The organism is Flavobacterium psychrophilum DSM 3660 = ATCC 49418 (genome assembly GCF_002217405.1).
Taxonomy (GTDB): Bacteria; Bacteroidota; Bacteroidia; order Flavobacteriales; family Flavobacteriaceae; genus Flavobacterium; species Flavobacterium psychrophilum.
The window spans coordinates 118405-132951 of record NZ_MUHE01000030.1 but is presented as its reverse complement, the minus strand read 5'-3'; the positions used below and the strand labels follow the sequence as shown (position 1 = coordinate 132951).

The window sequence follows — 14547 nt, the reverse complement described above, 5'->3', positions numbered from 1 at the left end:
ACTATATTTTTTTTACGACAGTAATAAATATTCGGTTTATAAATGCAATATATCTGGAAATTTTGAGGTTTAAAAAACACAACTTGGTGTACAGCAGCCAATGTTTGGTGTTTTTTTTGTTGTTAAAAAAAGTGTTTTCTAAGGTGTTTAATAAAACAAAAATCTGATATTTATTGAAATGTTTTTTACCAATCGTTAGCAAATAATAATAAAACTGAAAAGTAGCCTCATTTTTTAAAACCACATCATCAGTTTTTGAAGTTATATTAATACCGCTTAGTCTAAATTTTAACAATGCCTCATTAATGGTATAAATGTTTTTAAACTCAGAAAATTCTAATACCCCCAAAAGATCAGAAAACCAAGCCAAAGGTAAATTTTTAAATCTAACTTTAAGAACCATTTCTCTCTTAAAAATGTATTCGCTCAAGGTACTTCTGGTGCCTCCTTTTAGTTTTCTGAATAAAAAATCTATAGCCGATTCTAATTTAGGATGTTGTACAATGGTAGACAATGGAATGTTGTTTTCATCTATTACTTGCGAAGCATATCTAACAACGGCCACATTCAAACTATTAACTTCCTTTATATGGTTATAAAATGCTTCAATATAATTTTCGCTTATCGTATCGTCATCGCACAATAGCATGAGCCATTGCTCCTTTTTTGCTAAATCTACGCAACGATGCCATTGGTTTACGAGCGATGTACCACCCAAATTTTCTTGAAACTCATGGTATTCGAAATCGAAATCGCCTTGGTATTTTGATAACAGTTCCCACGGATTGTCTAAACTGGCATCATTACCAATATAAACTTTAAAATTCTTATTGGTTTGACTGGCTAAAGAATCTAGGGTTTCTTTAAAAAAATTAATTTTATAATAGGGGATTACAATGGCAAGATCATTTTTCATCTTTAAAAAACTTGATTATTCCTAATAATTTTAATTTTACTGCTATCTTTTTTACAAAAAAAGCCGTTCTATAGGTTTTGCTTTTTTTTATTTCACTTAATTTGAATGCGTTTGCATTAGCTCTCACATAATATCGTTCTGCTTGATGCAGTAGTAACTTTTTATGATTATCAGAACCAATATATTTCTCAAAAATTTCTAAAGCTTTAAAATGATCTTCTTTTAATGAAAACGATTGTGTTCTACTTGAATTATGTTTTCGGTAGTAACTCAAAACCGTGTCTAAAACCAATACTTTTGGTTTTTTTTGAAACAAGCGCAACCAAACCAACCAATCTTCTTGTGCGGTAAGGTCACCATTAAATTCAATTCCTTCAAATAAGGATTTTTTAATAATAGCACTATGAATTGGAATTATTATTTTTTCTCCCCAATACAATAATAAATCATTAAAATTTAATAATTGGGTTTTAATTTTTATAGGATACAAGGTGTTTTGAATTGTGTCTTGAAAATAATTAGTCGTATTAAAAACGATACTTAAACTGGCATTTTCCTGAAAACCAGCAATAGCTTGCTGGAGTTTTTCTGGATGAATTAAATCGTCGCCATCTAAAAACAAAACGTACTCGCCTTTTGCTTGTTGGAGTCCTAAATTTCTGGCATGACTCACGCCTTTATTTTCAGAATTTATACAGGAAAAGCGATTGTCTTTTGCTAAAGTTCTTGCTAAAATAAGCACAGAACCATCGGTACTACCATCATTTACCAAAATACATTCCCAATTAGCGTACGTTTGATTAACCACAGCCTGTACTGTTTCGCTCAGGAATTGCTCCTGATTGTAAACAGGAATAATGATAGAAACTAAACTCATTTTTTCTCTATATTATAAATTAGAATAAATGCTAAACCATTTTTCTTTGATCACTTTTTGGCTGTAATTTTTAGCAACAAACTTATAACAATTATTACTCATTTCGTAAATAACTGCCCTGTTTTCATTTAAAAATAATAGTTTTTTTACTACTTTTTCAATTTCAAATTCATCAAATAAAAAGCCCGTTACGTTGTCTTTTATAGTATATTTTACACCGCCAGAGTTGTAAGCAATTACTGGAAGACCGCAAGCTTGGGCTTCAAGTGTTGCTAAACCTTGTGTTTCCCTTCTGCCGTTTGGTAAAGGAACCGCTGCAAAAAGATATAAATCGGATTTTAAATACATTTCTTTTATTTCTGATTCTGATTTTTCTCCAACAAGTTTAATACTTTCAGCCAAATTATATTTCCGAATTATTTGTTCTAAATTATTTCTCTCTGCCCCTTCTCCAACAATATCTAAATGAACATTAATACCTTTTTCAAGAATTTGATTTACTATTTGAATAAGATATTTCTGCCCTTTAACTGGATCTAATCTTCCAACATTAATTAATTTTAAAATTGATTTTGATTTTTGCACTCGATCTAATACATTAAAAAAGTTTGTATCGACCCCAACTGGAATGATTTTTAATTTTTCGGGCGGACAATTTAATTTTTTAATTTTATCAGCTAAATAAGGTGTGTTTGCTGTTATTATATTGGCACTTTCAAAAAGCAAATCATAATAACCATTATTGGGAATAAAGCCTTGCATTGGAAAAAAAGCATCATGACCATGAAAAGTAGTAATTACTTTAGCTTTAAAATTACATTTTGCTTTTAGAACATCTATTGGGAATTTATTGTTACCATATTGAATGTGGAAGATAGTGTTTGAATCATCGAATTGTTTGTAAAAAATCCAATAAAAAATCCAACTAAAACTTTTCTCTTTTTGAAATTTATAAAAATTAAGCATGTTTTTTAAATGGCTTAAATTTGAAATAAATAAATAAAAAATTTTAAAACATTTAATTATTTTATTTTTAGGAATTTTTACATCTTCTAAAACAATGAACTCATTTAATTTATATTTTAGAAGTAAGTCTTCGTGAAGGCTTTGCTCGAAATCTAAGGCTTTATTTACCAAAATAACCACCGCATAATTAAGCTGAATTGCTGTAATTATTTGTGCAATAATAAAAGTTTCGGATACGTGAGGAAACTCACTAATCTTAAAAACAATTTTCTTTTTATTATTTTGGTTTTCTTTAATTTTCATGGTATGATTTAAGCAATTAGATGACCAAATTTTATTTTTTTAATACTAAAAATTAGGAAAAAACTTAGCAAAAAACAAGTTAATGAAACGATTAAAATGCCAATTACAGGACTTATAAAACTGCCTCCTATTCCTAATAATCCAAAAATATTAAGCACCAGAGGATGAACAAGATAAATCCCAAAACTACACTCATTTAATTTAGAAATAATAGGTTTAAGGTTATCATTTATAGTTTCAATAGTGTTGAAAAGCAGAAAAACACCCATAGATACTAGTAATGTATTTATACATAAATACTCATAGAAATAATCATAAAAAACGCCATTTTTTTGGGTCATATAATAAGATCCTAAAATGGTAATTGCTAATCCCACAAATAGTAATGAGTAAGAAATTAGTTTTCTTTGCATTCCATAGTTTTTCAAATAATAACCTAAAATAAAATATCCCAAATACCCCGAGAAGTAGGCTAAATTTATTTTTGGAAAATAAATAGCTATACCAGGAATGGTTAGAAAAAGGGTTATTACCCAAATAATTAAAAAATATAAAATCTCTTTGTTTTCAGAAAATTTAAGCCATTTTTGAATAATTGGCGTAATTAGATACACGCCAATTAGTGCATATACAAACCATAAATGATATTTACTTCCATAAAAAACATCTCTTATAATTTTAGAAATACTGAATGTTTCCTGTGTAAAAACATACCTATTGGTTACACTATAAAATAAAGACCAAAATAAAAATGGTGGTAGTATTTTACCCAATCTGTTTTTTAAGAAATCTTTTATTTCAGAATCTCTACCCAATAATAGAGCGCCACTAATCATAAAAAAAACAGGAACGGCATACCTGCTCATACTATCATAAATATTGGCAACATTCCAATCGAAATTTGAAATCTTTCCAAATTTCATAACGAGCGGTGCAGCAACATGAATAATGATTACAGATAAGGTGGCTAAAATTCTTAGAAGTGAAATCCCGTAATGAGTTGGTACTGTTTTACTTATTTTCATAATCAAAAATGTTATTTAAAATTTTAATTTTTCTTTAATTTTTAATTTAAAAACGAAAAACAAATCGGGAAATGACAATTTAGTTAAAGCTGTAATTCGCCATTTTTTATCAATTTTACAAAAGTTGGAATGAAAATAAATTTTATAAATTAAACTAGTTTTATATTTTTTGATGACTTTATTAAAATCAGACTGATTGTATATTTTTAGTTTTTTATTTTGTTCTTGTACTATGCTAAACCATGCTAAAAAAAGACTAAATTCTTCGATGGTGAAATATTCTTTTTGCAAAAACATTTTTTCAAAAAAACTGTCTTGAAACTTTTCTTGATTGTAATTTAATTTTTTAAAAAAGACTAATTTAATTGGGATATCACCTTTTCTTTGAATATGATTGTATTTATTAGACACTTGATTTTCGTGCGTTCTATAATGATACAATACTTCTTGAATGTTATATAATTTTCCTTTCCAAATTACTCTAGACCAAAAATCGTAATCTTCTACATGCTTTTTTTCCTCATTAAAACATTCGTCTTTAACCCAAGCCCTATCTATCATCACAGCACCTAAAGACATAGAACAATGCGCCATCATGTGAACCAAAATTTGTTCATGATTTTCTTTATGCTTTATTATTTTGTTCTCTTTGCCAAAGGCTTGTAACCAACTACCGCAAACTTTAATTGTAGGATTGTTTTCTAAAACATGCAGTTGTTTTTCAAATCGCATGAAGTCTGAGATATCGTCGCCATCCATTCTGGCTATATATTTTCCTTTTGCGGCTTTAAAACCAATATTTAAGCTATCTATTAATCCTTTGTTTTCAGATTTTGTAAGAATTTTAATTCTTTGGTCGTTAAATGATTTAATAATTTCGATAGTTTTATCTGTAGAACAATCATCTATAACAATAATTTCAAAGTCTTGTATCGTTTGATTTAAAATACTATCTATTGCCTCATCAATATAAGGAGCTACGTTATAAACAGGTAAAACAACAGAAATTAGCATAAATTATAAATTCTAAGATATTCCTGCTCTAAAACTTGAATATACAAATCGATATTTCTGTCTTTTTTTGTCTGTTTAAATTGATTTTCAGATAAAACAATTGCTTTTTCTTTATCATTTAATATTTCTAAAGTATAATTCACAAACTCATTTAAGTTTTTAAAATGAGGATAAATGGTATTGACAATATTATTTGGTTTTGGATGAAAATCCCAACATAATAAAGGCAATCCTGTAGTACAAATATCTATACCTGCATACCCTGCTGGTCTGTCATTATTATAACCTTGAAACCACGATAAGGAAAGATTTTCTTTAAAAACGGTTTCTACAATATTATCTTGATGTCCTCTAAAAAAGACTTTTTCTTTAATATTTAGTCTTTCAATAATACCGATTATTCCTTCCGTTTTTGGATCTCCGTTTCCGTATATGTGCAATTCGCAATTTGGCATTTTATCTAATAATAAATGAAAAGCATATAGAAATGGATCTAATGGCTTATACCTGTCTAATCTGGTAAAAATACCAATTTTTTTTATGGGTTCGTGGTTAAATTTCCATTGGTTATTTAAGTTATTCATTTTTAAAACTAACGGAATAAAAGTGTGATTATAGTCTTTAAATAAATTTAACTCATACAGTAATTCTTCCTTTTTAAATGGAGAACAAAAGTTATAATGATTAGAAAAATCAAACGATTTGTATATCGTATCATCCTGAAATCTTGCAGACATGATATGTATTAGGCTTTTGTTTTGAATGTTTTTAGGAATGCTTTGAATGTAAGTGTACTCCCCCATCCAATGTATGACATCGAAAGAATTTAAAAAAGCAACTAAGTCAGAGTTCGGTTTCTTTGGTTTGGTAATTTTAAGTTTTCTGTATAAATAACCTTCTAATCGATCAATAAAAGTCTTTTTTTTATCTAAAAATTTATCCTTAAATACAATTGGAGTGCCTAATTCTAGGTGTTTTTTGTCGTAATAGCGTTCTTTCCAATTGTGTGAGATTTCGTTTTCTAATTCTAAACAAAAAATAGTTGTTTGAATCTTTTTTTTGTTTAATGCGGTATCTATTTCATAAGCAAATCGCTCGGCACCGGCACGGCATAAGCTTCCAACTACAAATAAAACTTTTACTTTACTCATGTATAATTGTATTACAAATCATAATTACCTGCTCCTCTGTGAGTTCGAAAAACAAGGGCAAACGCAGTAATCTATCGGTATAGTAATCAGACCATTTTAGTGCTGGAACTTCGTTTGTTTTCGAATAATAATCGCTAGAATGTAAGCTGATATAATGAAAAACAGCATGAATATTATTGTTCTTTAATTTGTTTATCAAATCTGTTCTTTCATCGATAGAATTACAAATTAAATAAAATAGGTGTCCATTATTTGAAGCATAATCAGGAACAATTGGCAACTTTATTTTAGCTTCCTTTTCAAATGATTTTAACGTGTTATAATAGGTGTTCCAAATTGCTTTGCGTTTCTCTTGTATGAGTTCTAAATTTTCTAATTGCGCCCATAAAAAAGCGGCAATCACCTCTGAAGGCAAAAATGAAGAACCTGTATCTACCCAGCCGTATTTATTAATTTCACCTCTAAAAAAAGAAGCACGATTGGTTCCTTTTTCCCAAATAACTTCTGCTCTAGCAATATATTTATCGTCGTTAATGGCTAACATTCCTCCTTCGCCAGAAATTACATTTTTTGTTTCGTGAAATGAAAAGGCGGCTAAATGACCAATACTCCCTAAGGGTTTGCCTTTATAAAAGGAATCGATTGCTTGAGCGGCATCTTCGATAACTACTAAATTATACTGGTGGGCTAACTGCATGATTTTATCCATATCAGCTGCAATTCCTGCATAATGTACCACTACAATTGCTTTTGTTTTAGGTGTAATTAAGTGTTCTATCTTATTTGCATCTATATTAGGATTATTATCCTGCGAATCGGCAAAAATTATCTTAGCCCCTTGACGAACAAAAGCCAATGCAGAAGACACAAAAGTATAAGATGGCACAATAATTTCGTCATCTTGGTTACAATTTATAAGCATGGCACACATTTCTAGCGCATCTGTACAGGAGGTAGTTAGCAAACACTTCTTGAATTTGTATTTGTCTTCAAAAAATTGTTGGCATTTTTGGGTAAAATTTCCATTACCTGATAATTTTCCAGATTGAACAGCTTGCTCAATATAAATAGTTTCCTTACCCGTTAAAAAAGGTTTGTTAAATGGTATCATTATCGTATAAATTTTGCTGGATTACCTACATATAATCCGTTTTTTTTTATGGATTGTATTACAACTGCTCCGCCACCTATTTGGGTTTGTTTTGCGATATTAATGTTATCAATAATGGTAGCATTAATACCTAAAAAACAAAGTTCTCCTATTGTTACAAAACCAGCTACGGCTATTCTTGGTGATAAAAAAGAATGATTTCCAATAACTGTATCGTGTGCTATAGTACAATTTAAATTTAAGATTGTATTGGCTTTTATAATTACATTTGCATCAAGAACACAGCAAGGATAAATAAAACAGCCCTCTTCTATAACTGAAGTTGGATCTACCCAACAAGAAGAGTGTATGATTTTTCCGAAAGGAATTTTGCCTAAAAAAAAATCATATAATTCTTTTTTAACCTCTAAATGTTTGTAACCAATTCCTATGATAAGTTCCTCTAGAAAACCTTGTTTGTATAATTTTTCGACCTCAGTAGTTTTTCCAATAATTGGATAACCGTTTTTTTCTTTTTCGGTGGCAAAATCATCAATAAAAACAACTTTATCATAATGTTTATCAGCAATTGCATAATGAGCCATTTGCAATCCCAAAGTACCTGAACCAATTATTGCTAGTGTTTTCATTGTGTTAGTATTTTAAAAAACTACGAGCGTTTTTTCCTTCATTAAAAATTAAATCGAGTATAGAAACCCCGTGTTCGAAAGGAAGGTTTGGTTGCTTATATTCTTTATAATCTGCGTAATTCATCCATTCTAAAATAATATTTTTTTCTTTAAAAAGGCTTTCATCTATATAATCTCTTGCCGAAGGTCCAGATAAATAATTTGTAGCGTTTGTTTGCCTACACAAATCTACCAATCGTTCTGTTTTTCCTGCTATCAAATTATAGTCTGAAGATACGCTAATTTTTGTTTTAATATCTAAAAAATCACAGATGCCTTTTATGAAAATTTGATTTATTTCGGATAATTTATCTTTGCTTTGGGCTTGTTTATACAACCCGAAAATAATATCTTTAGTTTCATTAAAACATTTTGCTTTGGCATAATTAGTTTGTAATGTTGCTTGGTGTTTTTTAAACCATTTTTTATCAAAAATTAGGGTTTCATTAATTTTTTGCGAGATACTAGTTACTTTTACGGGAATGGTTATCCATTCGATACCATTTTTAGTTTTTATTTTATTTCTATTTCTCCAATCATTCTTAGTATATTGCATTTCGTCATAAATAATAAATTCATCGACAGATGCAATTAAGTCGAAGTAACCTTTCCATGGAATATAATTGGATTGTAAAATTGCGATTTTTTTCATTTATTATTTCCAAGTTAAAGTTGGTCTTATAAATCCATTTACTTTTCCTAAATAGCCTTCTTCACGTTTGGCATCCTTAATTTCGAAGGACAAAATTTCATCTTTCATAAAAAGTAAACCCATTGCTTTTGTGTGTACATATAATAAGATTTGATAGGTATCATCATTTAGTAAATTTCCTGGAATTTGGCAGGTAACTGTTGTGTTTTTATGATTTGGGCATGAAATAACACGACCGCTTCCAAAAAGGATTTCTCCTCGGGTTGTTTTTAAATCAAAACCGATAGAAATTTCTGGATTATTAGTTAAGTTAAGCAGTTCAAAAGTAATTTCAATGTCAGATGACAAATCGATAATATCGTCTGTGTTGTTACTTGAAGCATTATTTACACTGGCACTTAAAATTTTTATAGCGTTATTACCAATGGCTTCTTCTATGTTTGAAAAACGAATTTTTCTATTAGTGTTTGAATTTTCTATTAAATAATTTTTAATCAATTTAGACGGATTTCCAGAATCAATTAAACGACCATTTTTTAATGTTATTGCGGTATTACAAAGTGCTTCAACGGCTGCCATATTATGACTTACAAACAAGACTGTTCTTCCTTCGCCTTTGCTCACCTGGTTCATTTTGCCTAGACATTTTTTTTGAAAATCGGCATCGCCAACGGCTAAGACTTCGTCGATAATTAAAATTTCAGATTCTAAATGTGCGGCTACGGCAAAAGCCAATCGAACATACATCCCAGAGGAATAGCGTTTTACAGGTGTATCGATATATCTTTCGACTCCTGAAAAAGCAATAATTTCGTCTAATTTTCTAGCTATTTCATGTTTGCGCATTCCTAAAATAGCGCCGTTCAAGAAAATATTTTCCCGCCCCGTTAGTTCTGGATGAAATCCTGTTCCTACCTCTAATAATGAAGCAATACGTCCTTTGGTATAAATTTTTCCGGTTGTAGGCTGTGTTACTTGGCTTAATATTTTTAAAAGAGTACTCTTTCCTGCGCCATTTCTTCCAATAATACCTACAGAATCTCCCTGATTAATTTCGAAATTAATATCTTGTAACGACCATACATAATCACTTTCGCCTTTGGTTGCACGATTATTTGCTTGACCAATTTTTAAAAAAGGATCTTCTTTTCCTCGTATGTTATGCCACCAACGCTTTATATCGTCTTTTAGTGTTCCAGTACCTACCAAACCTAGTCGGTACTGTTTGGATATATCTTCTGCTTTTATTATTGTTTTACTCATGTTTTTTTTTACTAAATACCTACACCGTGTCCATAAATGTTTTTTGCACTTTGTTAAATACTATAACTCCGAAGGCTAAAATAACTACAGAGAAACAAGTTGGGAAAAGTAATGCTGTAAAATCAAATTTTCCAACGCCTAAATACGCATAGCGCATATAATCGAACAAGCTACTTAATGGATTTAAATGGGTAATCCATTGATAATTTTTAGGTATAGAAGAACTCGGATAAATAACCGGTGTAGCATACATAAACAGTTGAACGCCAAAGGATATTAACTGGTTTAAATCTTTGTATTTTGTTGTCATTGCCGATAAGATTAACCCCGTTCCCATAGAAATAACAGCCATAAGAAAGACAACAAGAGGTGTACACAAGATCCAGAGATTAGGTAAAATTTGACCTTGGTAATAAAAATAAGAAACAAATACTAGAAACAAAACAAACTGAACCCCAAATTTCATTAAATTAGAGATTACAATAGTGAGTGGCATGATTAATCTAGGGAAATAAACTTTTCCAAAAATCCCTGCATTGGCATTAAAAACGCCAGCTACTGAGGTTAAACAAGTTGAAAAATAATTCCATAAGATAATTCCTGCCATATAAAAAACTACTTTTGGCGCACCATCTGTAGATAATTGGGCTACATTTCCAAAAATAATAGTAAACGTAATAGTGGTTAATATAGGTTGTATAAAAAACCAAAGCGGGCCCAAAATGGTTTGTTTATAAACTGTTACAAAATCACGACGCACAAACAAGATTAACAAATCGCGATAATGCCAGAGTTCCTTCAGTCTCAAATCAAAAAGAGCTGTCTGAGATTGTATTACCGAATCCCACGCTTCTGCTGTTTCTTTATATTCTTTCATCAATCAAAATACTAAATTCATATTCAAAAAAAGCATATTTAAAAGTAAAATACCCAGTCAAATATAACAAAGTTTAACCAACTGAAAAGAAATTGAAGCCATAATCTTTAATATTTTTACTCGATTGTAAAACCACGGTAAAATATTCCTTAACAACTCATTGAATGCAAATTAACTCTTTTATTTTTATTTTTAACTCGATAGCAACATAGTATTTGTGAATTTAATAAAAGATGAGGAAAATGTATAACATAGCTTTGTGCCAAGAATTGGGTTGTCTAACGCTTTTTTTATCTCTGTTTGGTTATATACCTATCGGTCACTAGTAACAATAATAGTTTTGCCACAGATTTAAAAGATTTTTGCAGATTTTTGCAGTAAATTTTGAATCTACATTTCATTAATCTGTGAAAATATTTTAAATCTGTGGCAAAAAAAAATGGCCTTTTGAGTTTTAATTTACTGGAATAAAAAAACACAATTTGCCACTGTTTGTAGCTTGTGCTATGTTATACTTTCGGCCACGAATTAGATAAATTAAGACAACTTTTTTAAGCTGCGCAAATAGGAACTTAGTTAATCAATATAAAACTTAGCGGTAGTTGTTTTATCACCAATTTTAATTTGAGCGACATAAAACCCTTTAGCCAAGGCATTTGATAAGACAATATCATTTTTACCCTCCTGCATAAAAAATACTTTCTCAACCAGAACTTGACCAGTCATCGCTGAAATTATTAGTGAGGCATTTGAGGCTATAAGACTATTAATTGATATATTCATGCTATTATTATTGTCAATAAACATTACAAACCCATCATTTGAATCAAATATCTTTGTAGAAAGATTATTTTTAAATGTTAATTTTAAATAAGGAACTTGATTAGAATATCTACCTGTAGTGCTAGGAACTGTATTAAAATTACTGTAAAGACTCGCTCTCTCACTAGCAGATTCGACCAAGAACAGAGGTTTAGTACCGCAACTAACCCCCCCTAAAACACCATTATTACTATTCTCGAAATAAATAAGTAAATTTTTTGTGCCAGTATAATTAAAAGGCGTGCTTAAATTTATTGTATGCCATACAGGCCCACCAGCATAGCCACCTCTAGACCAAGTAATATCGCCCTCAAAAACCTTGGTAAACGAAGACAAATCTGGCTTAGTATTGCTTGCAAAAGAGCTGTAATTTACTTCGGCTATATATATTTTTTGATTACTAGCCGTAAGAAAGTTACAGGCATAAGAAGTACAATCTACTGCAAAACTGATGCTTTTAATTAAGCCTGTCTGATTTATTGAACTCGAATTGTAAATCATACCTGCCCAACTTTTGTATCCTGCAAACCCATCATAATTAGCAGGAACAGAACTTGAAATTGAAGTGCCACAAATTGGAATACCCATAACGTTTACTTCTGTTTGAGAAAAAGCATTAAAAAAATTAAGAGATAAAATTAAAAAATAAATATTTTTCATGGTATAAGGTTTAAATAATTAATCATGCAAATATATTATTTATTTTTATTTAATCTAAATTAATATTACATTCGCAAAAAAATAGAACGATTTTGTTATTATTTATTTTTTCAATAAGATATAATTAAAAAATAAATAATAACATTTTATTGGTTTTTAGGAACCAGTTAGCGTAAAGCTTTTATTCGCTAAAGAAGCAAGTTTTTACAAATCGTGTTTACAAATAATCATTTCGCATTAAACATTTATACGCCATAAAGAGCAATAGAGATGTTTCAAAAAAGGATTTAATATATCCTGAATTTAGGTCAAAAAACATAATTTAAAGAACAAACTAGGTATTAACTAAGCCATGAAAAAAGACTATAAGTAGATAATTAGATAGCAAATAACAAGATTATTATTATTTTCTAATAAGAATACAATTAACTATTTACACATATTGCTGAGTTAAACTTTCTGTTGAAAAAAATCATAAAAAAAACAACATATTAAAAATAAAAAACTAAAAACCAGACACATAAACCACCAAAGACCAACTGGCTTACCACATATAATATTGCACTAAATGCAATATTCAATTTTAAATTTAAATATTATGATTAAAGTAAAATTTTTTATTTCTGTTTTTCTATTTGCAGGTATGTTATCCTCCTGTTCAAAAAACGAACTTGAAGTCGTTTATAATTCAAAAAAAATCCAAGCATCCGATCCGATACCGATACCTACGCCAATACCCACGCCAACACCAACACCAACACCAATACCAACACCAATACCGTCAGGAAGTATATTGGGTCTTTGGAAAGGAACTTTTTACAGCGAAAAATCATGCTATTCAAACATGAAAATGGAGCTTAATGTTTTAAGCTATACACAAACGACAAGCCAAGTAACGGCAGATTTAAAAATTATTCATGAAAATGACTCTGACAACCCTTGGTTAACAAATTATATGGAAGCCAGATATACTTGTACTGGTACATTTGCAAATAACAAATTAACAATAATTCCCGGAAATGCTTATTTGAATTTGCATGATTCACAGTGTCGATTTTGTGAAAATCAAACTTTTGAAATGACTTTAACTAGTCCTATTAAATTAACTGGAAGCTTATTATCTAGTTCATGCACAAACATATTATCGGGTCAAAACACAATAAACTTACAAAAATGAAAAAAGTACTACTATTTTTATGCCTAATTATGATTCATAGCTCTTTTTCGCAAGACAGAATCTATATAGCTGCCGAATTAGAAGGAGGATTTTTAATAACTCATTACAAATCGCAATCACCATCTTTGAGTTCGATAGTAAATGAAGAAGAAAAAAACCACAACATAAAAATTTCTGCTTCGGTTATTCTTGAATGGGATAATAAAATGTCTTTTGAGGCTGGTATTGCTCAAAATATGAGACAATGGAATATTTTAGGAAAAAAACCAAACTCAACTCTTGAAGTTAAACAAACACAATATTACCCTTCGGTCTTTGTTGGTGGCTATTATGACATTCCTTTCAATGCTAGTAACACTAATTTACGGTTTTATATTGGATCTAAATTATCTGCTGATTTTTTGAACTATAACAGTTTAAACAAAACAGATGGTACAGATTTAGACAATGTTAATTCTGTAACCGAAGAGTCTAATAAATTTGCGTTTAATGTAATACCAGAAATAGGGATTAAAGGTAGGTTTAAAAATGGCAACATTTGGTTATTTGGTATAAAATACTGCCGTCCACTAAGCAAAAACATATTAAACGGATATATAAAACACAATTTAAACAAGGTTACCCAAGAGCAAATTGACTATCACTCTACAGGACAAATTTTTGCACTTTCCTTTAAATATGGTTTTTCTATTTAGAGTCAACCAAATAATTAACCACTACATAAGTTCATTATTTATTCTGAAAAACCATTTACAACACCACACACACAATTTGCCACTGTTCGTAGCTTGTACTATGGTGCACTTTCGGCCACGAATTACAAAAATTAACACCATTTTTTAAGCCCCGTAAATAAAAATTAGTGATAATTTTTGTAATTTTTGCCACCTCCTTTTTTTAACCACTTGGTATTGTTTGCGGACAGTGAAAAACAATTTCCTTAATTACCGTGTATGATGATAGGAAACTGCAGTATAAAAAAAGAGATGCCTTTTATACATAAAACTTAGATAACAAACCGTAAAAATCGCCAAAAAAAAAACGCATCTAACATATTATTAATAA

The 14547-nt window shown here is 29.8% G+C and carries 14 protein-coding genes; 2 read left to right on the top strand and 12 right to left on the bottom strand.

Features of this window, described 5'->3' with window-relative positions:
- Position 1 precedes the first annotated feature (1 nt).
- The 12 genes from B0A57_RS08870 to B0A57_RS08815 all read right to left on the bottom strand — a co-directional run bounded on the left by B0A57_RS08870 (position 2) and on the right by B0A57_RS08815 (position 12305).
- The gene (locus tag B0A57_RS08870; protein ID WP_038466142.1) at positions 2–916 is read right to left on the bottom strand and encodes a glycosyltransferase family 2 protein; all 915 of its coding nucleotides are present in this window, start codon (positions 914–916) and stop codon (positions 2–4) included.
- On the bottom strand, positions 906–1793 hold the full coding sequence (locus B0A57_RS08865; protein WP_038466139.1) for a glycosyltransferase family 2 protein: 888 nt from the start codon (positions 1791–1793) through the stop codon (positions 906–908). Before B0A57_RS08865 ends, B0A57_RS08870 begins: the two co-directional genes overlap by 11 nt.
- Positions 1794–1805: 12 nt before the next feature.
- Positions 1806–3062, bottom strand: coding sequence for a glycosyltransferase family 4 protein (locus tag B0A57_RS08860; RefSeq protein WP_038466136.1), 1257 nt, complete (start codon positions 3060–3062; stop codon positions 1806–1808).
- Between the two features lie 8 nt (positions 3063–3070).
- The gene (locus tag B0A57_RS08855) at positions 3071–4087 is read right to left on the bottom strand and encodes an acyltransferase (protein ID WP_034099229.1); all 1017 of its coding nucleotides are present in this window, start codon (positions 4085–4087) and stop codon (positions 3071–3073) included.
- A 15-nt stretch (positions 4088–4102) separates the two neighbouring features.
- Positions 4103–5101 (bottom strand): glycosyltransferase family 2 protein, encoded by a 999-nt coding sequence (locus tag B0A57_RS08850; protein WP_052079079.1) that lies wholly within the window; start codon positions 5099–5101, stop codon positions 4103–4105.
- Positions 5095–6252 carry a glycosyltransferase gene (locus tag B0A57_RS08845; RefSeq protein ID WP_034099231.1) on the bottom strand — a complete coding sequence of 386 codons (1158 nt, stop codon included), beginning with the start codon at positions 6250–6252 and terminating at the stop codon, positions 5095–5097. Before B0A57_RS08845 ends, B0A57_RS08850 begins: the two co-directional genes overlap by 7 nt.
- A complete protein-coding gene (gene rffA / locus B0A57_RS08840; RefSeq protein WP_034099233.1) occupies positions 6245–7363 on the bottom strand; it encodes a dTDP-4-amino-4,6-dideoxygalactose transaminase in 1119 nt (372 codons plus the stop codon). The genes B0A57_RS08845 and rffA overlap by 8 nt, the downstream gene beginning before the upstream one ends.
- Complete coding sequence (locus B0A57_RS08835; protein ID WP_011963399.1) at positions 7363–7992, bottom strand: acetyltransferase; 630 nt, start codon at positions 7990–7992, stop codon at positions 7363–7365. The genes rffA and B0A57_RS08835 overlap by 1 nt, the downstream gene beginning before the upstream one ends.
- A 4-nt stretch (positions 7993–7996) precedes the next feature.
- Positions 7997–8683, bottom strand: a complete 687-nt coding sequence (locus B0A57_RS08830; protein WP_011963400.1) for a WbqC family protein — start codon at positions 8681–8683, stop codon at positions 7997–7999.
- Positions 8684–8686: 3 nt separating this feature from the next.
- Positions 8687–9946, bottom strand: coding sequence for an ABC transporter ATP-binding protein (locus B0A57_RS08825; protein WP_034099235.1), 1260 nt, complete (start codon positions 9944–9946; stop codon positions 8687–8689).
- A 19-nt stretch (positions 9947–9965) separates the two neighbouring features.
- Entirely contained in the window at positions 9966–10823 is an 858-nt protein-coding gene (locus B0A57_RS08820; RefSeq protein WP_034099237.1) for an ABC transporter permease, read from the bottom strand.
- A gap of 576 nt (positions 10824–11399) precedes the next feature.
- A complete protein-coding gene (locus tag B0A57_RS08815) occupies positions 11400–12305 on the bottom strand; it encodes a T9SS type A sorting domain-containing protein (protein ID WP_034099239.1) in 906 nt (301 codons plus the stop codon).
- Positions 12306–12903: 598 nt separating this feature from the next.
- Between B0A57_RS08815 and B0A57_RS08810 the strand changes: the two genes are divergently transcribed.
- Positions 12904–13482 (top strand): hypothetical protein, encoded by a 579-nt coding sequence (locus B0A57_RS08810; RefSeq protein ID WP_162472651.1) that lies wholly within the window; start codon positions 12904–12906, stop codon positions 13480–13482.
- Positions 13479–14177, top strand: a complete 699-nt coding sequence (locus B0A57_RS08805; protein WP_038466130.1) for a porin family protein — start codon at positions 13479–13481, stop codon at positions 14175–14177. The genes B0A57_RS08810 and B0A57_RS08805 overlap by 4 nt, the downstream gene beginning before the upstream one ends.
- The last annotated feature ends 370 nt before the right edge of the window (positions 14178–14547 follow it).

Excerpts from the sequence above, each read along its gene's own strand:
- rffA (WP_034099233.1), bottom strand. The coding sequence starts at position 7,363 with ATGATACCATTTAACAAACCTTTTTTAACGGGTAAGGAAACTATTTAT.
- B0A57_RS08805 (WP_038466130.1), top strand. The coding sequence starts at position 13,479 with ATGAAAAAAGTACTACTATTTTTATGCCTAATTATGATTCATAGCTCT.
- B0A57_RS08815 (WP_034099239.1), bottom strand. The coding sequence starts at position 12,305 with ATGAAAAATATTTATTTTTTAATTTTATCTCTTAATTTTTTTAATGCT.
- B0A57_RS08825 (WP_034099235.1), bottom strand. The coding sequence starts at position 9,946 with ATGAGTAAAACAATAATAAAAGCAGAAGATATATCCAAACAGTACCGA.
- B0A57_RS08870 (WP_038466142.1), bottom strand. The coding sequence starts at position 916 with ATGAAAAATGATCTTGCCATTGTAATCCCCTATTATAAAATTAATTTT.
- B0A57_RS08820 (WP_034099237.1), bottom strand. The coding sequence starts at position 10,823 with ATGAAAGAATATAAAGAAACAGCAGAAGCGTGGGATTCGGTAATACAA.
- B0A57_RS08835 (WP_011963399.1), bottom strand. The coding sequence starts at position 7,992 with ATGAAAACACTAGCAATAATTGGTTCAGGTACTTTGGGATTGCAAATG.
- B0A57_RS08830 (WP_011963400.1), bottom strand. The coding sequence starts at position 8,683 with ATGAAAAAAATCGCAATTTTACAATCCAATTATATTCCATGGAAAGGT.
- B0A57_RS08850 (WP_052079079.1), bottom strand. The coding sequence starts at position 5,101 with ATGCTAATTTCTGTTGTTTTACCTGTTTATAACGTAGCTCCTTATATT.
- B0A57_RS08845 (WP_034099231.1), bottom strand. The coding sequence starts at position 6,252 with ATGAGTAAAGTAAAAGTTTTATTTGTAGTTGGAAGCTTATGCCGTGCC.
- B0A57_RS08855 (WP_034099229.1), bottom strand. The coding sequence starts at position 4,087 with ATGAAAATAAGTAAAACAGTACCAACTCATTACGGGATTTCACTTCTA.
- B0A57_RS08860 (WP_038466136.1), bottom strand. The coding sequence starts at position 3,062 with ATGAAAATTAAAGAAAACCAAAATAATAAAAAGAAAATTGTTTTTAAG.
- B0A57_RS08810 (WP_162472651.1), top strand. The coding sequence starts at position 12,904 with ATGATTAAAGTAAAATTTTTTATTTCTGTTTTTCTATTTGCAGGTATG.
- B0A57_RS08865 (WP_038466139.1), bottom strand. The coding sequence starts at position 1,793 with ATGAGTTTAGTTTCTATCATTATTCCTGTTTACAATCAGGAGCAATTC.